16 protein-coding genes and 1 tRNA gene are annotated in these 19,172 nt (G+C 60.9%); 9 read left to right on the top strand and 8 right to left on the bottom strand.

Annotation, left to right across the window (positions count from 1 at the left end; genetic code table 11):
* Positions 1–3 precede the first annotated feature (3 nt).
* Entirely contained in the window at positions 4–1,269 is a 1,266-nt protein-coding gene (locus tag GDN47_RS00085) for an ABC transporter substrate-binding protein (RefSeq protein WP_145636584.1), read from the top strand.
* A gap of 71 nt (positions 1,270–1,340) precedes the next feature.
* Here the strand turns inward: GDN47_RS00085 and GDN47_RS00080 are convergent, their stop codons facing one another.
* Complete coding sequence (locus tag GDN47_RS00080) at positions 1,341–2,324, bottom strand: substrate-binding domain-containing protein (RefSeq protein WP_152092493.1); 984 nt, start codon at positions 2,322–2,324, stop codon at positions 1,341–1,343.
* Positions 2,325–2,575: 251 nt separating this feature from the next.
* On the opposite strand from GDN47_RS00080, the gene GDN47_RS00075 reads away from it, so the two are divergent.
* Complete coding sequence (locus tag GDN47_RS00075; RefSeq protein ID WP_113332532.1) at positions 2,576–3,490, top strand: YncE family protein; 915 nt, start codon at positions 2,576–2,578, stop codon at positions 3,488–3,490.
* 186 nt (positions 3,491–3,676) lie between these two features.
* Here GDN47_RS00075 and GDN47_RS00070 read toward each other — a convergent pair whose 3' ends face one another.
* On the bottom strand, positions 3,677–5,263 hold the full coding sequence (locus GDN47_RS00070; protein ID WP_145636580.1) for an aldehyde dehydrogenase (NADP(+)): 1,587 nt from the start codon (positions 5,261–5,263) through the stop codon (positions 3,677–3,679).
* Positions 5,264–5,487: 224 nt separating this feature from the next.
* Here GDN47_RS00070 and GDN47_RS00065 point away from each other — a divergent pair, with 224 nt between their 5' ends.
* Positions 5,488–7,002, top strand: a complete 1,515-nt coding sequence (locus GDN47_RS00065; RefSeq protein ID WP_145636578.1) for a mechanosensitive ion channel family protein — start codon at positions 5,488–5,490, stop codon at positions 7,000–7,002.
* Here GDN47_RS00065 and GDN47_RS00060 read toward each other — a convergent pair.
* A complete protein-coding gene (locus tag GDN47_RS00060) occupies positions 6,999–7,610 on the bottom strand; it encodes an NAD(P)H-dependent oxidoreductase (RefSeq protein WP_145636576.1) in 612 nt (203 codons plus the stop codon). The two genes, GDN47_RS00065 and GDN47_RS00060, sit on opposite strands and share 4 nt — an antisense overlap.
* Positions 7,611–7,689: 79 nt before the next feature.
* Here GDN47_RS00060 and GDN47_RS00055 point away from each other — a divergent pair, with 79 nt between their 5' ends.
* Positions 7,690–8,295 carry a TetR/AcrR family transcriptional regulator gene (locus GDN47_RS00055; protein WP_145636574.1) on the top strand — a complete coding sequence of 202 codons (606 nt, stop codon included), beginning with the start codon at positions 7,690–7,692 and terminating at the stop codon, positions 8,293–8,295.
* Between the two features lie 46 nt (positions 8,296–8,341).
* Here GDN47_RS00055 and GDN47_RS00050 read toward each other — a convergent pair whose 3' ends face one another.
* Positions 8,342–9,868, bottom strand: coding sequence for a S10 family peptidase (locus GDN47_RS00050; RefSeq protein ID WP_145636572.1), 1,527 nt, complete (start codon positions 9,866–9,868; stop codon positions 8,342–8,344).
* A 208-nt stretch (positions 9,869–10,076) separates the two neighbouring features.
* Between GDN47_RS00050 and GDN47_RS00045 the strand changes: the two genes are divergently transcribed.
* Positions 10,077–10,808: a dienelactone hydrolase family protein gene (locus GDN47_RS00045; protein ID WP_145636568.1), complete on the top strand. Its 732-nt coding sequence runs from the start codon at positions 10,077–10,079 to the stop codon at positions 10,806–10,808.
* Positions 10,809–10,868: 60 nt separating this feature from the next.
* On the opposite strand, the gene GDN47_RS00040 is transcribed toward GDN47_RS00045, so the two are convergent.
* Together GDN47_RS00040 and GDN47_RS00035 are read right to left on the bottom strand one after the other, a co-directional pair.
* Positions 10,869–11,573, bottom strand: a complete 705-nt coding sequence (locus GDN47_RS00040; RefSeq protein ID WP_145636565.1) for a cysteine hydrolase family protein — start codon at positions 11,571–11,573, stop codon at positions 10,869–10,871.
* A 217-nt stretch (positions 11,574–11,790) separates the two neighbouring features.
* Positions 11,791–12,273 (bottom strand): MarR family winged helix-turn-helix transcriptional regulator, encoded by a 483-nt coding sequence (locus GDN47_RS00035; RefSeq protein ID WP_145636563.1) that lies wholly within the window; start codon positions 12,271–12,273, stop codon positions 11,791–11,793.
* 76 nt (positions 12,274–12,349) lie between these two features.
* Here GDN47_RS00035 and GDN47_RS00030 point away from each other — a divergent pair, with 76 nt between their 5' ends.
* The 3 genes from GDN47_RS00030 to GDN47_RS00020 all read left to right on the top strand — a co-directional run bounded on the left by GDN47_RS00030 (position 12,350) and on the right by GDN47_RS00020 (position 17,011).
* Complete coding sequence (locus GDN47_RS00030) at positions 12,350–13,213, top strand: haloalkane dehalogenase (protein ID WP_145636561.1); 864 nt, start codon at positions 12,350–12,352, stop codon at positions 13,211–13,213.
* A gap of 144 nt (positions 13,214–13,357) precedes the next feature.
* Positions 13,358–14,248 (top strand): amino acid ABC transporter substrate-binding protein, encoded by an 891-nt coding sequence (locus tag GDN47_RS00025; RefSeq protein WP_145636558.1) that lies wholly within the window; start codon positions 13,358–13,360, stop codon positions 14,246–14,248.
* Positions 14,249–14,449: 201 nt separating this feature from the next.
* Entirely contained in the window at positions 14,450–17,011 is a 2,562-nt protein-coding gene (locus GDN47_RS00020; protein WP_145636554.1) for a GcvT family protein, read from the top strand.
* A 65-nt stretch (positions 17,012–17,076) separates the two neighbouring features.
* Here the strand turns inward: GDN47_RS00020 and GDN47_RS00015 are convergent, their stop codons facing one another.
* Positions 17,077–17,940, bottom strand: coding sequence for an alpha/beta fold hydrolase (locus tag GDN47_RS00015; protein WP_145636551.1), 864 nt, complete (start codon positions 17,938–17,940; stop codon positions 17,077–17,079).
* A 205-nt stretch (positions 17,941–18,145) separates the two neighbouring features.
* Between GDN47_RS00015 and GDN47_RS00010 the strand changes: the two genes are divergently transcribed.
* Positions 18,146–18,952, top strand: coding sequence for a class I SAM-dependent methyltransferase (locus GDN47_RS00010; protein ID WP_152092838.1), 807 nt, complete (start codon positions 18,146–18,148; stop codon positions 18,950–18,952).
* A gap of 49 nt (positions 18,953–19,001) precedes the next feature.
* Here the strand turns inward: GDN47_RS00010 and GDN47_RS00005 are convergent.
* Positions 19,002–19,078: transfer RNA gene (locus GDN47_RS00005), tRNA-Met, on the bottom strand.
* Positions 19,079–19,172 lie beyond the last annotated feature (94 nt).

Raw genomic sequence — 19,172 nt, 5'->3', positions numbered from 1 at the left:
GCGATGAAGCATATCACCCAGATTCTCGCCGCCGCGGTCATTTCGATGGTCGTGTCGGTCCCGGCCTACGCCGAAACAACCCTGACGGTTCACTATCCCATGCCGGGCTTCTTCAAGAACGTGATGGACACGATCTCGAAGAAGTTCATGGAAGAAAATCCCGACATCAAGATCCAGTTCGCCGCTCCTTCGGCCACCTATGAGGAAGGCATCCAGACCATCCTGCGCCAGGCCGGCACCAGCGAGATGCCCGATGTCACCTTCATCGGCCTCAACCGCCTGCGCATGATCGACGAGCGCAATGTCGCCGTCGACCTCGGTCCCCTCGTCAAGAAAGAGGGCAATATGGCCGAGCAAGGCTTTTCGGACACGATCCTGAAGCTCGCCCAGGTCAAGGGCAAGCAGGTCGGCCTCGCCTTCGCGACGTCCAACCCGATCATGTATTACAACGCCGACCTGGTGAAGGCTGCCGGCGGCAACCCGGACAACCCGCCGAAGACCTGGGACGAGGTCATCGCGCTTGCCGGCAAGATCAAGGCGCTCGGCAATGGCGTCGACGGCATGGACTTCCGCTGGCAGGGTGACGACTGGATGTTCTCCGCCCTCCTCTTCGGCGCCGGCGGCAAGATGCTGAGCGACGACGAGACGAAGGTCGCCTTCAACGGTCCCGAGGGCCAGAAGGCCGTCGAACTGATCCAGCGCTTCGTCAAGGAAGGCGGCATGCCGGTCTTCACCAAGGCTGCCGGCGAACAGGCCTTTGCAGCCGGCAAGGTCGGCTTCGAATTCCAGACGACCGGTGCTCTCGTCAACACCATCAAGAATGTCGGCGCCAAGTTCGACCTGCGCACCGCCAAGCTGCCGCTGATCGACCCGGTCAACGGCCGCCTGCCGACGGGCGGCAACGCCGTCGTCATCCTGACCCATGATCCGGTCAAGGAAGAAGCTGCCTGGAAATTCGCCAAGTTTGCCGCTGGCCCCTATGGCGCCTCTGTCGTCGTTCCCGGTACCGGCTATGTTCCGAACAATGAGCTTGCTGCCAAGTCGGCCGAATATCTCGGCGACTTCTACAAGAAGAACCCGCTGTTCCAGGCCGGCCTCAGCCAGATGTCGATCATGGTTCCCTGGTACGCCTTCCCGGGCTCCAACGGCGTCAAAGTCACGCAGACTATCGTCGACAACCTCTCGCGCATCGTCGATGGCTCGGCAGAGCCGAAGGAAGCACTCGACGACGCCGCTTCCGACGTCGAGGGCCTGCTGCCACGCAGCTGATCTTTCGAACCCATCTGAAACATCCGCGCCGCCTCTTAACGAGAGGCGGCGTTTTCATATGCAAAGGTATGTCAGGATTGGAGGGTGAGATTGCGCACCGTTCCGCCGAAACGCAGCCGATAGGGCACGGTCAGATGACGCGGCGGCGCGGCATTCTCAGCCATATCGAGCAGCAGCGAGGCGGCAGCGGCACCCATGGTTCCATCCGGAATTTCCACCGTCGTCAGGGACACCTCACCCAGAAAACCGAGGGAAATCCCGTCGAAGCCGGCGACGGAAATATCGCGCGGGATCGAAAGACCCTGACGCCGGAGCGCGCCCATGACGCCGAGCGCCAGAAGATCGTTGGAGGCAATGATCGCCGTCGGACCGAACCGGGAAACGGCATCCGAAAGATCGAGCTGTTCCAGGCTATTCACGAAGGAAATCTCCAGGGCATCGAGAGGCTGTTGCCCCGCCCCTTCCATCGCCCTGATATAGCCGAGATAGCGTAGCTTGGCTCGATCCGATGCCGCGAAGTGGCCTGATATGAACAGGATGCGGCGGTGTCCCTTGCCCAGAAGATGCTCCGTCAGGTGCCGGCCCGCACCGAAATTATCGGTCGCGACCGCAGCTGTGAAGCGGCTGGTCGGAAGATTTCCGAGCAGCACGGTCGGCGGGAGGGCGGATGACAGGACCAGACTGCGTTCGGGATCGCAGAGCGTGAGGATCAACCCAGTCGGCTGCTGCTGGAGCAGCGAGGCGACGGCATCGACCTCCTGTGCTGGATCGTAGTTCGATTGCGCGATCAGCACGCTATGCCCCGCGTGAAGGGCTCGGTTCTGGATACTCGAGAGCGAAGCTGCGAAAACCGGATTGGTGATGCTGGGAATGAGCACGCCGATCGCCGGCCGGCCATTGGCGCTACGACTGCCGGCGCGATAGCCAAGCTCTGCCGCCGCCCGGCGCACGCGCCGTACCATCTCGTCGCTGACCGGACCGGTGCGATTCATCACCCGGCTGGCGGTCGCGACCGAACAACCGGCGCGAAAGGCGACCTGCTGGAGCGTCGACATGATATCAATCACCTCCGGCTTCGGTGTCAGCCCTCGACTGGTGCAGCCCTAAGGGAATGTCGGGGATTTATATCAGGCCGATGACACTTATTTGACAGCCCTCCGCGCGCACCGCGACAATCCGGCCCTTGATCTTTGCTGCAGCGCAGCAGATGCTCGTCCCGCTCGCAGCCGCCAATGATGCTGTCATCAACCGATGCCATGATTGCCGCGCTGTGATCCGCAGATCCGCCCCTCGAAAGGATGCTCTCATGTCAGAAGCACGGACGCCTGCCTCCACCACCGACAAGATCGAAAGACTGTTTTTCCTCGATATCAACGACGGACGAATCCTCTCCTCCGCCATCGACGGCACCGATCTCAAGCTCATCGTCCAGCGGGCCGGCCGCAGCCCGGACGGCATTCTCGTCGATAGCGAGAACGGCTGGATCTACTGGACGGAGATGGGCAACGACTACAACGCCCATGACGGCTCCATCGAGCGCATGGACCTCGACGGCGGCAACCATATCACCCTGATCCCGCCGGGCAGCACGCTCGTCACGCCGAAGCAGATCCAGCTCGACCGTGACAACGGCAAGCTCTATTGGTGCGACCGCGAAGGCATGCGCGTCATGCGCGCCAATATCGACGGCAGCGATATCGAAACCCTTGTGCAGAACGGCGACAGCCCGGAAGATAGCGCCGATATCGAACGCTGGTGCGTCGGCATTGCCCTCGATCTGCCGCTTGGGCAGATTTATTGGACCCAGAAAGGACCGCCGGATGCCGGTCTCGGCCGCATCTTCCGTGCCGGCATCAATATTCCCGCCGGCGAAACCGCAACAAGCCGCAGCGACATCGAAACCCTGCTCGACAAACTGCCGGAACCGATCGACCTCGAACTGGATCTCGCCACCCGCACGATCTACTGGACCGACCGTGGCAATCTCCCCCGCGGCAATACCGTCAACCGCGCAGCGATGAACGATATCGCCGCAACCTCCGAAGTCGTCCTCGAGGGCCTGGACGAAGGCATCGGCCTCTCACTCGATCTCCCCAACAACCGCATGTTCTTCACCGACATCGGCGGCAATCTCTATTCCGCCAGCCTCGATGGTTCGGGCGAGCGAGAACTGCTGCATCATGCCGGCTCGTTCACAGGGATTGTTTACGCGGAGGTTTGAGAGCTTACCGTGTGGCCGACCTCGTGGTTCGAGACGGCCCTGCGGGCCTCCTCACCATGAGGTCGGAGCGAATTCGGCGGCACCGAGTATGCTTGCTCGTTTTGGCCGCGCGACGAACTGATTAGCCCTCACCCTGAGGAGGGTCCGAAGGACCCCTCGAAGGGCGAGGGCGGATGGAGCTCCCGATCAGTTGCCCCCGCGCACACCATCCAGCAGATGCGGCAGCGACTTCACCCCATCGTCACGCAGCTCCGCCGGCAACAGCCCTTCCGGCAGATCCTGATAGGAGACCGGGCGCAGGAAGCGGCGGATGGCGAGCGTGCCGACCGAGGTCGTGCGGCTGTCCGAGGTCGCCGGGAAAGGCCCGCCATGCACCATGGCATGGGAGACTTCGACACCGGTCGGCCAGCCATTGGCGAGGATGCGCCCCACCTTGCGTTCCAGCACCGGCACCAGCTTGGCGGCCGTCGCATAGTCATCCGCTTCGACCTGCAGCGTCGCGGTCAGCTGGCCCTCGAGCTTTTCCGCAACGGCGATCATCTGGTCGACGTCCTTGCACCGCACCAGAAGGCTTGCCGCGCCGAAAACTTCGTGGCCGAGGCGCTCATCGGCGAGGAACTCCTCCGCTTCTGTCTCGAAGAAGATACCGGGGCTGCGATTGACGCCTTCGGCCGGAGCACCATGAGCGACGGTCTTGACCGCCTCATGCTCCGCCAATGCGGCAACGCCCTTGTCGAAGGCGGCGTGAATGCCTGGTGTCAGCATCGGCGCGGGCGCGCGGCCGGTCAGGGCACCGCTGGCCGCCTGGACGAAGCGGTCGAGATCCGGGCTCTCGATCGCGAAGAGCAGCCCCGGATTGGTGCAGAACTGGCCGGCACCGAGCGTCAGGGAATCGATGAAGCCGGTCCCGATCGCCTCGGCACGCGCAGCAAGCGCGGCCGGAAAGAGGAAGACGGGATTGACGCTGCTCATCTCGGCGTAGACCGGGATCGGCTCCGGACGGGCCGCGGCAATGGCGCCAAGCGCCAGGCCGCCACCACGCGAGCCGGTGAAGCCGACGGCCTTGATACGCGGATCGCGCACCAGTGCTGCGCCGGTTTCGTTGGCACCGGTCAGCAGCGAGAACGTGCCTTCCGGGAGGCCGCAGGCGGCAACGGCGGCGCGGATGGCGCGGCCGACAAGCTCGCCCGTGCCCGGATGGGCAAGATGGCCCTTGACGACGACGGGGCAGCCGGCGGCAAGAGCCGACGCCGTATCACCACCGGCGACCGAGAAGGCGAGCGGGAAGTTGCTGGCGCCGAAGACGGCGACCGGGCCGAGCGGGATCTGGCGCAGACGCAGATCAGGGCGCGGCAGCGGCTTGCGCTCCGGCAGTGCCGGATCGACGCGCAGGTCGAGCCACTCGCCGGCGCGGACCACCTGTGCGAACAGCCTGAGCTGGCCGACAGTGCGGGCGCGCTCGCCCTGCAGACGCGCCACCGGCAGGCCGGTCTCTTCCGTCGCCCGCTCGATCAGTGCATCGCCGATCTCCATGATGTTGTCGGCGATCTTTTCGAGGAATGCTGCGCGCTCTTCGGGGCTGGTCGCACGGTAGACGTCAAACGCCTGCGCCGCCAGTTCGCACGCTTTGGCAACGTCGCTCTCGCCCGCGATCGCAAAGGCCGGTTCCAGGTTTGCGCCGGTCGCCGGGTTGATAGCACGCACGGTTCTGTTGCCGCCGGTGGAATCTGAGCCGATCAGCAGATCGCCGCGAATCTCGAAAGACTGTGTCATGGGTATTCCTTAATGATGTCGGAGCGCCGGGGATTGCGCTGCGAGAGCAGATAGCAGGATGGGATGACAGATATAAGATGATAATCGTCATCTAATTATCAAGGTACAAGTCCTGAGATCAAGGCGTCCGCGTCAATTAATCATACTTTTTCCAGATATGGCGCTGCGGCCTCTTTCGTGCCAATTTAGCGCCCATCCGAAAGACCGAGTGCGACCAAGTCCCCATGTCCATTGCACTTCTTGGCGATCCGATCGTCCAGTTCTTCATTCTGGTTGTCGTCGGCACATTCGTCAGCCGCGTCATGCTGCGTCGTCAGCGGGCCGGCCGCCTGATCGGTCAGGTCGCCTTTTTCGTCTGCCTGACCGCACTTTTGTTCTATCACGGCATCGTGCCCTATGAGCCGAGCCCGCCGCAGGACTCGGTGACGCTGCGCACCTTCACGGGCTTTGCCAAGATCGTCTGGTGGGTCAATGGTGCCTGGGTACTGATCGCCTGCGTGCGGCTGTTCCTGATTTTCGAGCGCAAGCCCCGCGAAGGCCGGCTGCTGCAGGATCTGATCGTCGGTGTCATCTATCTCGGGGCCATTCTCTCCATCGTCGGCGATGTTTTTAGTGTGCCCATCGGCACCTTGATCGCGACATCGGGCGTCTTCGCCATCATTCTCGGCCTTGCCTTGCAGAGTACCCTGAGTGACGTCTTCTCCGGCATCGCTCTCAATCTCGGCCGCCCCTACTCCGTCGGCGACTGGATCGTGCTCGAAAATGATGTCCAGGGCCGCGTCGTCGAAACCAATTGGCGCGCCACGCAATTGCTGAGCGGCACCAACGATCTGGTCGTCATTCCGAACAGCATCCTTGCCAAGACGCGGCTGACCAATCTTTCCGCGCCCGATGAGAGCCATGGCGCCACCGTCACCGTTCGGATTCAACCCACCACTCTGCCGCGCATCATCGCGGATGTGATGCAAAACGTCTTGATCAGCTGCAATTCGATCCAGAAGAACCCGGAACCCAATGTCGCCATCAATTCCATCGATGGGCAAGCGATCGAACTGCAGCTGTCTTTTCGCGTGCGCGACATGTCGCTGACCCAAGCCGCGAAGAACGAGATCTATGATCTGCTATTTCGTCACGCCAAGGCGGCAAACTTGAAATTCGCCGATCCCCCCGGCACGATCATGCTTCCGATGGAGCAAAAACCCGAGGCGGCCGATGAGAAGCAACATGCACCCGGAACGCCTTGGCGGCTTGTCAGCAATATCCCCCTGTTCTCTTCGCTGACCGAGGATGAAAAGGAACATCTGGCGTCACATATGCAGCGCCGGACCTATCGCAAGGATGCCGTCATCGCTGAGCAGGACGCCCGCATGCGGGCACTCACGATCGTCCGCTCGGGCGTCGTCAGCATCACCCGCCGCGAAGGACATCGCCAGATCGAGCTGACGCGCCTTGCGCCAGGGGATTATTTCGGGGAGAACGGGCTGCTGATGGGGTCAGGTGAAGTCGGGACGGTTCGCGCCCTGACCTTTGTCGTCACCTACGAAATCGGCGAGGAATGTCTGGCGCCGCTATTGCACGATCGGCCGACCCTTGCCGAAGAGCTCGGCGCCATTCTGGCAAAACGCATCGAGGCGGAGCAGCATCTATTCGCCAATGTCGATATGCTCGGCCATGGCACTCACGTGACCTCGCTAAGCTCGCGCATCAAGCATCTCTTTCAACTGCAGCAGCACGATTAGGCCGCGTCCGCTGCCTTCGTCGATCGCGAAACAGCAAAGAGATTTCGCCCGATGGCGCGGGCGGTGTCGAGATGGGAACTCATATCCTGCGTCTCCGTCAGCAACAATTCGGAGGTCGCGACGGGAGCGCCGCAATAACCGAAAATTCCATGATCGATCTGCGTCCTCATGGCGCCGAAATAGCCGTGGCGCGCATAGGTACGCATGGTCGCACCGCCGATAGCGATCAGATGGACGCGGAGATGGCGTAATCTTTTGATCGTTCCGTTACCCGGTATGTCGTCATAGGCCCAGCCATTGCTGAACACTCGGTCGATCCATCCCTTGAGAAGCCCGGGCATGGACCACCAATAGACGGGATAGACGAGCACCAGTGCATCCGCGCGATCGATCCGCGCTTGCTCGGCAAAGACATCCTCGGGCGATGGTCCTTCTCTGAGATGGGCGGTAATATCAGCAGCGCTGAACCTAGGATCAAAACCTTCCGCCGCAAGATCCGCGATTTCATACGAGCCGCCCGAAGCCGTTACACCCTCGGCGACTTTGGCCGCGACGCTGTGGCCGAAAGAAGCCGAATTCGGATTGGAGACGACGATAAGCGCGTGCATGTGAAAAACTCCGGCTGACACATTGTGAGCGGCGGCTCAGTCTTATATACTTTTAGTAGGTTACTTTTGGTATATAGCGATGTCAAGCATGCAGACAAAGAAACCGGAGTCCCGCAGCCGGCTGACGCGGGAGGAGCGCTATCGGCAGCTCATCGAGGTCGCCTGGCAAATCGCCGGAGAGGAGGGAACGGAAGCCCTGACGCTGGGGCGGCTCTCTGAGCGCGCCGGTGTGACGAAACCTGTGGTCTACGACCATTTTGTCACCCGTTCCGGCCTGCTGGCCGCCCTCTATCGCGAGTTCGATATCAGGCAGACGGAGGTGATGGACAAGGCGCTTGATGCAAGCACCCCGACACTGGCAGGTCGGGCGGAGGTGATAGCGGCCTCCTATGTCGATTGCGTGCTGCTGCAGGGGCGCGAAATACCCGGCATTATCGCCGCGCTCGCGGGCTCGCCGGAGCTTGAAAAAATCAAGCGCGAATATGAAACGGCCTTCCTCGAGAAGTGCCGTGCGCTGCTTGCTCCCTTCGCTACTACCGGTTCCATTGCATCGGCGGGCCTCTGGGCGATGCTGGGTGCGGCCGAAGCCCTGTCCTATGCCGCGACGACGGGGGATATCAGCCCGCAGCAGGCAAAGGACGAACTCTTTGAAACCATCAAGGCCATGGTTGCGAGAAACAGATGAAGGCCAGCCAACGCCGCCGCATTCCAGGTAGAGCCCCGCATGGCGGTCAGTTCGATTGCGGTGTCGGCACCGCCTTGACCTGCCCCGTATAAAACGACTTGGCATCGCCCGTGAACTGCTCACGCGACGCTGGCCGCGTGTAGAACATATGGCCGCCGCGATAGAGCTTCATCTCCATGCGATCCGCAAAAACGGGTGGCATATGGTCGAGCACATATTTGTTCACGCCGAAGGGAATGACGAGATCGCTGTAACCCTGCCCAATCATCACCCGGAATGATGGCGAGAGCGACAGCAGCTCCTTGAGATCGTCACCAACGCCCGCGGTCCCGCGCGAGCCGCCATTGCGCCCACCCCATTTCCATTCCCTGTTCACGGATGACGACAGCAGTGTGTAGGTCATGTCGGTATGGAAGCCCAACTCGTCACGGGCATAGCCGGAAAAGGCACCACCATAGGCGCGGACGAAGCCATCCAGAACCGGATCGCCGCCATGCTCGGCCTCCGACTGCGGATAGGGGTCGGGCGCCAGAAAGGAAGCATCATAGGCGCTCGCCACATCCGCGCCATCGCCATCGGAATGCTTGCGATAGACCCCGCCAAGAAAGCCCTGGTTCTTGGCGACGACATCCTGCGGTATGCCGGCCAGCTTCGCCACGCGCCCGTAGAAGGCTTGGCCGGCATCTGCCGAGGGCGGCCGTCCGGCAAGAGTTGGCAGATATTCGTTTAGGGCAAACGCCTCGGCATCCTGAACCGCCTTCTCGCTGAAGGCGTTTTGCCGTTCCAGCTCGGCCGCCGCCAGCGACGGCAGTTGCAAGGCTGCGCCAAGCGCATCCTCACCGCCGCCAAAGACAAACCGGCCCTCCAGCAGGGGCGACAGCATCACGACGCCGGAAATCAGAATGCCCTGATCCTCGCGCAGGCTGTTGGCAACCTTGATCGAACGAAATCCGCCATAGCTCTCCCCGAGAATATATTTCGGCGATGCCGCCCGGCTGTTATGGGCGACGTAGAGGGCAATCGCCTTGGCAAGGCTTTCGGCATCGCTGTCGACGCTATAGAAATCATTCTGATCATCGGGCTTTGCGGTGCGGCTCCAGCCGGTGCCGATCGGGTCGATCAGCACGAGATCGGTAAATTCGAGCCAGCTTTGCGGATTGTCGACCAGCTTGGCATGGGCGCCATCGCGCCCATCCGCGCCGAAATCGACGATGCGTGGGCCGACGAGTCCGAGATTGAGGAAGGCCGAAGCCGCGCCCGGCCCGCCATTGAACACGAAGGTCACGGGGCGGCTCGTATCGCGGTTCTTGGCGACATAGGCAGTGTAGAAGATCGCGGCACTGCGCTGACCATCCTGGCCGAAAAGATCGAGCGTTCCGGCTGTCGCCGTGTAGGGAATGGTCTTGCCATCGGCATTCAGCACATGATCGCTCACCGCGTCAGGCGGCAGGAGCGAGAGCACGCCACCAGCGCTTGGCGCGCCATGGCCTTGCTCGGGCGGAGCGGCTGACGCTGTTGCCGATAGCAGCGAAAGGGCCAGCGCCAGGCCGGGAACCATCTGGCGAAAAGACATGAAATCAAATCCTCCAAGGGGATCGTCGCATAGACGTCATTACCGGCGATACTATGTCACGAACGACAAGCGCCGAAACTCAAGAGATGTTGATTGATGGTCTCGGCCTTTTCGAAGAGCCATGATCTTGAGGGTCTATATATCGTTTGCCAAAGTGGTATGTGCCGCGGGGACATCAGCCGATAATGAGATCGCAAGGGAAACGACGATGAAACAGGATATCGAAATCAAGACGGCCGACGGCACCGCCAAAGCCGGCATATTCCGCCCCGAGAATGGCACGTCAGCCGAGCATGGCGTGATACTCTATATGGATGCCATGGGTCCCCGCGCGGCGCTCGATGGCATGGCGCAGCGGCTGGCTGATGCCGGCTATATCGTGCTGCTTCCCGATCTCTTCTATCGCTTCGGCGCCTATGGCCCCTTCGACGGCGGTGCCTTTGGCAATCCGGCCTCCCGCGAAACGATCATGACGATGCTGCGCGGCACGACGCAGGAAATGACCAAAGTCGATAGTGCCGCCTTCCTCGACGCTCTCTCAGCTGCCGGAGCCAAAGGTGCGGCCGGCGTGGTAGGCTATTGCATGGGCGGGGGCCGCGCGCTGACTGCCGCTGCCTCTTATCCCGATCGCATCGCGGCAGCCGCAAGCTTCCACGGCGGCAATCTTGCGAGCGACGCGGAAGACAGCCCGCACCGGCTCGCCGCCAATATCAAGGCGCGCGCCTATATCGGTGTCGCCGGCGTCGACAACAGCTTTCCGCCGGAACAATCGGCGCGTCTTGCCGAAGCGCTCCGCACTGGCGGCGTCGATCACACCATCGAAAACTATGTCGGAATGGCGCATGGATGGACCGTGCCGGATCATGGCGTCTATGACGAGACCGGCGCCGAAAGGCATTGGAAGCGGCTGCTGAACCTGTTCGAGGAAGCCCTGGTGTAATCGATCGATGACGGCATCCCGTTGGCATCACGAGCGGGATGCCGCTATCCGATCCAGAGATCAGAACTTGATCCTGTCGATGCTGGTCAGCGTCGTCTTCTGGGAGACGCCGGGCGCATTGACCATGTGCCAGGCCACATATTGCTCGCCATAGAGCTCTGTCGATGACATGCCGTCGACGGGCAGCACGATATTCATACCATTCAATGCGGCATCCGTTGCCGTATCGAGCACCGCGCCCTCCGAGGCCGTACCCGTGACGATGACGGTCTTGATGCCTTTGTCGGAAAGAATGCTGCGCAGGTTGGTGCCGATAAACTTGTCCGGGCCGGATTTGACGATCGGTTCGCTCGCCAGAGGCGCCAGTGTCGTTGCTATATCCTGCGCCTCGCCAGCGCCGGCCAGACTGAAGACGACGAGCATCTCCTTGGCGCGCGCCTGATCGAGCAGGATTTTGACCTTGGGGACGGACGCCAGACAACGCGGCTTGGTTTTTGCGTTGCACGGCCCTTTGGTCGGGTCCTGTGTGCCATTGAAATCGAGGATCAGAAGCGCCGTCGTTTTCGGATCGACAGTCACCTGCTTCAGCTCCGGCGCCGCCGGCGGCTTCACCTTCTGCCAGTCATCGATGATCGTCTGGGCGGCTGCCGGCGAGATCAGCGCAGAACTGAAGCCTATGCATAGGATTGCAAAACCCGCACCGAATGCAAAGCTTGTCTTGCCAACCCTGCCGCTTGTTTTTCTGATCGAGTTCCTCTCCTGCATCGACGTCCTCTTGGATTGACGGTGGTGGAAGAGAGATAGGCCATAAATTCCGACAGGGCACCGAAACTCTTCGTGATGCGCCGCCCGCCCAGATCACGGCGAGCAACAGGAGCCGCTAGAGCGGTTCAGTTTTTCACGGAATCTCTGAGCCGCTCTATCCCTTTGTTTTCACGCAATCCCAGACGGAAAACCGCTGCGCATTTTTCACGCAATTGCTTTAGGCGCCGGCATCGTCGGACGGCTGTTCGCTACCTTTTTCGCCACCACGCAGCGTCTCCAGCAGATTTTGCAATCCCTGCCTGATCACTTCGATTTCGCCCGAACCGGCCATGTCGGACCAACGCTGCTCCACCATCTTGCCCGCGGCCATGGCGACCGGCCGCACACCCTTGCCGCGCTCGGTCAGAAACACCAGCCGCGCGCGCCGGTCGTTCGGATCCGGTCGCCGTTCAACATAACCCAGGCGCTCCAGTTCCTCCACCGCCTGCGTCATCGTCTGCTTGCGCACATGAGCAAGCCGGGTGAGTTCGCTCACCTGGATGCCTTCCGGACGCGCGAAGGTGAAGACGTTGGAATGCGGCGGGCGGATGTCACGGAAGCCGGCCTCCTCCAGCGCGGCATCGACAGCCTGCGCATAATGCTGATGAACGAGCCGCAAAAGCAGGCCCAGCGACAGATGGGGGGAAATAGGTTCTTTCATGAATATAGACAGGCGCCTGACTATTATGGTAGATAGACAGGTACCTTACCATTCTTACCAAGGAAAGGATATCCACATGCCCTCGCTTAACGTGCTGGATTCAACCATTTTCTATCAGGACACGGGAACGGGAACGCCTTTCGTGTTCCTGCATGGCAATCCCACCTCATCTTACCTCTGGCGAAATGTGTCGCCTGGCGTCACCACGCCGGGCCGTCGTCTGGCGCCTGACCTCATCGGCATGGGCCGCTCCGGCAAACCGGATATTGCCTACAGCTTCCACGATCACGCCCGCTATCTCGACGCCTGGTTCGACGCCCTGGCGCTCGACGATGTCGTGCTCGTCGGCCACGATTGGGGCGGTGCGCTCGGATTCGATTGGGCAGCTCGCCACCCAGAGCGCGTGCGCGGCATCGCCTTCATGGAAACGATCGTCCGGCCGATGACCTGGGACGATTTTCCGGGCGCGCGTCCTCGTTTTGAAGCGCTCCGGTCGCCTGGTATCGGTGAGACCAAAGTGCTGGACGAGAATTTCTTCATCGAGCAGGCATTGAAGGTTACCGTTCTCAACGGCCTCAGCGAAGAGGATCATGCCGTCTACGCGGCACCCTATCCGACGCGCGACAGCCGACGACCGCTGCTCGCCTGGCCCCGCTCGATGCCAATCGAAGGAGAACCGGCCGACGTGATCAAGCGCATCGAAGCTTATGACGCCTGGCTGGCACAAAGCGCTGATGTCCCGAAGCTACTGCTGACCTTCGAAGGACCGGCAGAGACATTGCTAATCAGCGAGGTGATGACCGCCTGGTGCCGGGAGAATATAGCCGACCTCGAGATCAGGAATTGCGGGCCGGCCAGGCACAATGCGCCGGAAGATCAGCCGGAGGCCATCGCGTCAGCGATTTCCGACTGGGCGGATCGTCACGCCTTCTCCAGATAGGCCTCGTAATCGAACAGGAGCCTTGCGCCACTCGTGCTCGATCACTAACCACCGGGAACAATCCATCGTTGACAAAAACCTGCCAGCCCATAATCTGCGCCTAAGCCCTTGCGATTGCCCATTTTTCTTTTGGAGATCGGGATCATGCCGGCAAACTGCATGAGACGACTGGTTCTGGCAGGCATTCTCCTAGGCATGTCTGCCTATACGGCGGTGGCCGCACAGACACTCGACACTATCGCGCAAAAGGGCACGATCCGCATCGGCTATATCAGCGACGAAGAACCCTTCTCCTTTAAGAAGAAGGATGGCAACCCAACGGGATATGCCATCGACCTCTGCGGCAAGATTGCCGATGCTGTCGGTACCAAGGTCGCCAATCTGAAGCGGGACTATGTCGAAACCACGCTTGCCGATGGCTTCGATGCAGTCAAAAGCGGCCAGGTCGACCTTCTCTGCGGCGCCATCACCATCAATCTCGGGCGACGCCAAAGCGTCGATTTCTCGCAGCCGATCTTCATCACCGGCGCAAGCGCCCTGCTGCGCAAGGATTCGCCCGATTATCTGATGGCTTTGTTCCTCGACAAGCGGCTGGCGCAAGTCTCCGCCAAGCCCGCCCCCGCAACGAGCACGATCGGCGTTCGCGCCGACACGACGACGGGTGCGACCCTGCGCGAGGCGCTAGGCTCCGACGTGCCGAAGACACGGATCGCCGATTTCGCTACGCATCAGGAGGGCCTAGTCGCGCTCGAAAACCACAAGATCGATGCCTATTTTGCCGATCGCGCCCTGCTCTTCGATCTCGCTTCTCATGCCCGCAATCCGTTCACACTCGCCATCGGCAACCGCCTCTTCACACATGAGCCCTATGGCATCGCCCTCCGGCAGGATGACTCCGCCTTCCGCCTGCTCGTTGATCAAACGCTGACCGAGATCTACCAGTCGGATGATTTCGCCAAGCTGCTGACCACCTATTTCGGCGAGGAAGGCCCGATCCTGCGCCGCGAGATCATGATGCAATCTATCCCGCAATAATGCGGCAGCAACTTTCCGGTTGTCACAAAGTCGCCTTTGCGACAGTTCTCCTGATCATATGTCGCCGACAAACCCAGCCACTTCCTGACGGGACAGCGTGACAGTCGTCGTGCAAGCATCTTCAATATGTCGTAGACAGGCTCTGGTCGGCGTCGCACACGTCATAAAATCCGTCTTCAATATCAATCAGGGTCGCACGCAATGGCAGTATTTCCTCAAAAGGCGAAGGTCGTCATCATCGGTCTCGGCGGTATCGTCGGCGCATCGATCGCCCACCATCTGATCGAGCGCGGCTGGGACGATATTGTCGGCATCGACAAATCAGGCATCCCGACGGATATCGGCTCGACGGCCCATGCCTCCGACTTCTGCTACACGACCAGCCACGATTTCCTCTCCTGCTGGACGACCCTCTACTCGATCGATTTCTACGATAAGCTCGGCCACTATGCCCGCGTCGGCGGACTGGAAGTCGCCCGTGTCGGCGATGACGACCGCATGGCGGAAATCAAGCGCAAAGTGACCTCGGGCAAGGCTTTCGGCACGCGCGCCCGCCTGATCGAACCCGCCGAGATCAAGGAGAAATTCCCTCTGATCGAGGAAAGCATGGTGCAGGGCGGCATGTGGGACCCGGATGCCGGCCTCGTCATTCCCCGTTCGCAGACTGTTGCCGGCAAGCTGATCGATCAAGGCGAGAAGAGCGGCAAGCTGCAATCCTTCGCCAATACGCCGGCCCAGTCGCTGATCGTCAAGGACGGTCGCATCTCCGGCGTCGTCACCCATCGCGGCACCATCGAAGCCGAATATGTGATTGTCTGTGCCGGCCTCTGGGGCCGCCTGATCGCCGAAATGGTCGGCGAAGATCTTCCGGTCATGCCGGTCGACCACCCGCTGACCTTCTTCGGCCCCTACAATGAATTCGCCAATACCGGCAAGGAAATCGGCTTCCCGCTGATGCGCGACCAAGGCAATTCAGCCTATATGCGCGACACCGGCGATCCGAAGACCGCCGAGGGTGGCCAGATCGAATGGGGTTATTACGAAGAGAAGAACCCGCGCCTCTGCCATCCCCGCGATCTCCTTGAAAAGCACGAGGCCCGCCTCTCGCCCTCGCAGCGCGATCTCGAAATGGAGCAGATCATCGAGCCGCTCGAGCGCGCCATGGAACTGACGCCGATCCTTGGCGAACTCGGCTATAATGAAGGCCATTCCTTCAACGGCCTTCTGCAGGTCACGACCGATGGCGGCCCATCCGTCGGCGAAAGCCAGAAGGTCCGCGGGCTCTGGTATTGCGTCGCCATCTGGGTGAAGGACGGCCCGGGCTTCGGCAAACTGGTCGCCGACTGGATGACCGACGGCCGCACGCCGATCGATCACAACAGGATCGATTATTCCCGCTTCTACCCGCATATGCTGGAAGAGAAATTCATCGAAGGCCGCTGCACCGAGGCCGCGCAGAAGATCTACAATCCCGCTGTCCATCCGCGCGAGCCCTACGCGACCGGCCGCAACATCCGCCGCTCGCCCTTCTATGAGCGCGAAAAGGAGCTCGGCGGCTACTTCATGGAGCTTGGCGGCTGGGAGCGTGCGCATGGCTATGCCGCCAACGAGCACCTGCTGGAAAAATATGGCGATCGCATCCCCGTGCGCGAAAACGAATGGGATAACCGCCATTTCTGGCGCGTCTCCAATGCCGAGCATCTGGCGCTCAGCGAAGATTGCGGCATCATCAACCTCTCGCATTTCGCCATGTACGACATCGAGGGCCCCGATCATGTCGAGCTGCTGGAATGGCTCTGTGCGGCCAAGATCGGTGGCGATGCCAATATCGGCAAGGGCATCTACACCCACTTCCTCGACGACGAGGGCATGGTGCGGGCCGATTTTACCGTCATCCGCATGGCCGACCGTTGCCGCCTGATCGACGGCGCCGATGCCGGCCCGCGCGATTTCCACTACATGCGCCGCGTTGCCGAGGACAAGGGCTTTGACGTCACCATCACCGACGTCACCGAACGCTATGTCACGATCGGTATCTGGGGACCGAATGCCCGCACCAACCTGCAGAAGGTCGTCGAAAGCCCGGAAAGCCTCTCGCACGAAAACTTCCCCTTCGCCGCGATCAGGCAGATCCGCATTGCCGGCAAGAACGTCACCGCATTCCGCATCTCCTATGTCGGCGAACAGGGCTGGGAACTGCACATGGCCTATGGTGATGCGCTGGCGGTCTGGGATGCGCTGCGTTCGACCGGCGCCATTGCCGTCGGCGTCGAGACCTATGCCAACAGCCGCCGCATGGAAAAGAGCCTGCGCCTGCAGAATGCCGACCTGCTGACGGAATATAATCTTCTCGAAGCCGATCTCGCCCGCCCGAAGGTCAAGGAGGCCGATTTCCGCGGCAAGGCGAAGCACCTCGAATACCGCGCCCGCGAGCATCAGCCGGCCATGCTCTGCACGCTTGTGATGACCGACAATATCGACTCCAACGGCGTGGCCCGCTACCCCGTCGGCATCCTGCCAGTCATGGATCCCGAAACCGGCGAAACCCTGGTCGACGAGCTCGGCCGCCGCTCCTTCACCACCTCGATCGCCTACGGCCCGACCATCGGCAAGAACATTGCGCTCGCCTATCTCCCCTGGTCCTATGCCCAGGAAGGCCGCAAGCTGAAGGTCGAATATTTCGGCGAGACCTACCCGGTCGAAGTCGCCGGCGTCGGCTACAAACCGCTCTACGACGCAGAGAACCTGAAGCCGAGAAGCTGATCTCCAACAGACCGGAAAGCGAGGTCATGCCTTGCTTTCCGGTCGTCTGTCGGGCCGGACGCCTGTCAGGTCGTGTGATCGATGATGGCCTGCGCAATCTCGTCAATATCGCGCTCGTGGATTTCGTGCCCTCCACCCTCGACCCGGTGCAGCCGGGCATCTCGCACGACCTTGGTGAAGGCCTCGCCGTGTCCTACAGGAAACAGCGGATCGGCCGTGCCATGGATCGCAAGCACCGGCAGCTTGATATCGGAAGCTTGAAGTCTTTCGGGCCTTTCCTCGCTCACGAGCGTGAAATGGTTCGTAGCACTCGCAAATGACGGTGCCCGGGCCATGTCACGGGCGATCAGGGCATTTGCAGCGTCATGATCATGCGGGTGCCGGGTGCCGGCAAGCATGGCCGTATCGCGACGCAAAAAATCGGCAATGGCCTTGAGGTTCGACCAGTCGATTGCTTCGGCAGACCTGGAATGCTCTTGATAGGCCTTTGTCGAGGAAGGCAAGCCCTCGACGCCGAGCGGTGATGTGCTGATCAGCGTGAGCGTCCGAACACGCCGAGGATGGCGCAACGAGACTTCTTGCGCAACGACGCCACCCATCGACATGCCCACCACATGTGCCGTTTCCAACCCATAGCCGTCGAGAATGGCGATGACATCGTCGGCAAGATCGTTGAACGAATAACGCGGCTCGCCTTGTGGATAATGTGTCGAAAGGCCCGTGTCACGCTGGTCATATCGGATCACATAGCGCTGGCGGGCGGCAAGCGCCTCGCAGAACCTGTCCGGCCACCACAGCATCGAAGCCATCATCCCCATGATCAATATGATGGGCGGGCTGGAGGGATCACCGAAAGCCTGGGTCTGAAGTTTCGCTCCCTTGACCTCGATTGACGTCTCGGTGGCGATGAATGATCTCGTTTCTTCCATGACAGAATCCATCCGATTGCAAATCGCAACTGGATTGATATTGCATAACTGATCTTATTATGCAATCAGTTTATGAGGAAGCTGCAACACGGTCATCGACGTCCGTCAGAGCAGTTCCAGAAAAGCGCTCAGCAGTTTTCCATTCGGAATTGCGTGGGAATAATGCCGTTGGAGCTGTTGGAAGATCTTGCAAGAACTGCGCCCGATGGAGATCGAGGCGAGACAAGGGAGGCCTGTAGTGCTGCAATGTGCTGATTTTTACGACGCTGAACTATCACGGCATAACCTGCATTTGCGGGCCGCCGCCCCAGTCCGGACGCATGACCGGATACTCGATATCGGCTGCGGCGCTGGACAAACCACTCGCGAAGCAGCTCTTGCCGCAACACAAGGCAGCGCGGTCGGCGTGGACACTTCCGCCGAGATGCTAGAGATTGCCCGCCAGCGTAGCGCTGAAGCGGGATTGCGCAACGTCAGCTTCGAGCTGGGTGACGCACAAAACCACAACTTCCCAGCAGCCGGCTTCGACCTATGCATCAGCCGGTTCGGCGTTATGTTCTTTGCCGATCCGCCGGTGGCATTCGCCAATATCGCCCAAGCAATCCGCCCGGGTGGACGCATCGCCTGGATGGTATGGCAAAGCCAGGAGCGCAACGAATGGTCTGGCGCCATCAGGCATGCGCTGGCTCCGGGAAGCGCAATTCCAGAAAATGCCGGCAAGCCGTTCTCGCTTGGCAATCCCACCATAGCCAAAGAGCTGCTAAGCGCTGCCGGCTTCACCTCGATCGACTTCACCGAGGTGAAGGAACCAGTGTTTTATGGAGCAAATGTCGAGGCCGCCCTCGATGCCCTTGCCGGCCTCTATAGGGTCAAGGACGCACTCATGCACACCAACGAGGCACCCGACCAACCACTGCAGCGGCTGCGTAATTTGCTGGAAGCGCACATGACCTGCGAAGGCGTGCTCTTCGACTCCCGCGCATGGATCATCACTGCCGAGCGAGTCCGTTGACTGAGCAGCAGTCTTCGCGCGAGCGCTATCTAATGTATTTTGGAGAGCTTGGTTGCGGGGGCAGGATTTGAACCTGCGGCCTTCAGGTTATGAGCCTGACGAGCTACCGGGCTGCTCCACCCCGCGTCACCAGCGTAAGCCGCGTTGCGGCTTATCGCGCTTGCGCAAATCGCGGAGCGATTTGTCGCGAGTAGCAAGCCGGCGGAGCCGACTTGCGTCA

The sequence above is a fragment of the Martinezella dioscoreae genome, from assembly GCF_009176305.1.
Taxonomy (GTDB): domain Bacteria; phylum Pseudomonadota; class Alphaproteobacteria; order Rhizobiales; family Rhizobiaceae; genus Rhizobium; species Rhizobium dioscoreae.
The sequence above is the reverse complement of the archived record's forward strand: the minus strand, read 5'-3'. Positions and strand labels throughout refer to the sequence as shown.

What these genes read in the sequence shown, in the direction of transcription:
- GDN47_RS00085 (WP_145636584.1), top strand. Translation starts at nt 4, where the DNA reads ATGAAGCATATCACCCAGATTCTCGCCGCCGCGGTCATTTCGATGGTC.
- GDN47_RS00080 (WP_152092493.1), bottom strand. Translation starts at nt 2,324, where the DNA reads ATGTCGACGCTCCAGCAGGTCGCCTTTCGCGCCGGTTGTTCGGTCGCG.
- GDN47_RS00075 (WP_113332532.1), top strand. Translation starts at nt 2,576, where the DNA reads ATGTCAGAAGCACGGACGCCTGCCTCCACCACCGACAAGATCGAAAGA.
- GDN47_RS00070 (WP_145636580.1), bottom strand. Translation starts at nt 5,263, where the DNA reads ATGACACAGTCTTTCGAGATTCGCGGCGATCTGCTGATCGGCTCAGAT.
- GDN47_RS00065 (WP_145636578.1), top strand. Translation starts at nt 5,488, where the DNA reads ATGTCCATTGCACTTCTTGGCGATCCGATCGTCCAGTTCTTCATTCTG.
- GDN47_RS00060 (WP_145636576.1), bottom strand. Translation starts at nt 7,610, where the DNA reads ATGCACGCGCTTATCGTCGTCTCCAATCCGAATTCGGCTTCTTTCGGC.
- GDN47_RS00055 (WP_145636574.1), top strand. Translation starts at nt 7,690, where the DNA reads ATGTCAAGCATGCAGACAAAGAAACCGGAGTCCCGCAGCCGGCTGACG.
- GDN47_RS00050 (WP_145636572.1), bottom strand. Translation starts at nt 9,868, where the DNA reads ATGTCTTTTCGCCAGATGGTTCCCGGCCTGGCGCTGGCCCTTTCGCTG.
- GDN47_RS00045 (WP_145636568.1), top strand. Translation starts at nt 10,077, where the DNA reads ATGAAACAGGATATCGAAATCAAGACGGCCGACGGCACCGCCAAAGCC.
- GDN47_RS00040 (WP_145636565.1), bottom strand. Translation starts at nt 11,573, where the DNA reads ATGCAGGAGAGGAACTCGATCAGAAAAACAAGCGGCAGGGTTGGCAAG.
- GDN47_RS00035 (WP_145636563.1), bottom strand. Translation starts at nt 12,273, where the DNA reads ATGAAAGAACCTATTTCCCCCCATCTGTCGCTGGGCCTGCTTTTGCGG.
- GDN47_RS00030 (WP_145636561.1), top strand. Translation starts at nt 12,350, where the DNA reads ATGCCCTCGCTTAACGTGCTGGATTCAACCATTTTCTATCAGGACACG.
- GDN47_RS00025 (WP_145636558.1), top strand. Translation starts at nt 13,358, where the DNA reads ATGCCGGCAAACTGCATGAGACGACTGGTTCTGGCAGGCATTCTCCTA.
- GDN47_RS00020 (WP_145636554.1), top strand. Translation starts at nt 14,450, where the DNA reads ATGGCAGTATTTCCTCAAAAGGCGAAGGTCGTCATCATCGGTCTCGGC.
- GDN47_RS00015 (WP_145636551.1), bottom strand. Translation starts at nt 17,940, where the DNA reads ATGGAAGAAACGAGATCATTCATCGCCACCGAGACGTCAATCGAGGTC.
- GDN47_RS00010 (WP_152092838.1), top strand. Translation starts at nt 18,146, where the DNA reads ATGGAGATCGAGGCGAGACAAGGGAGGCCTGTAGTGCTGCAATGTGCT.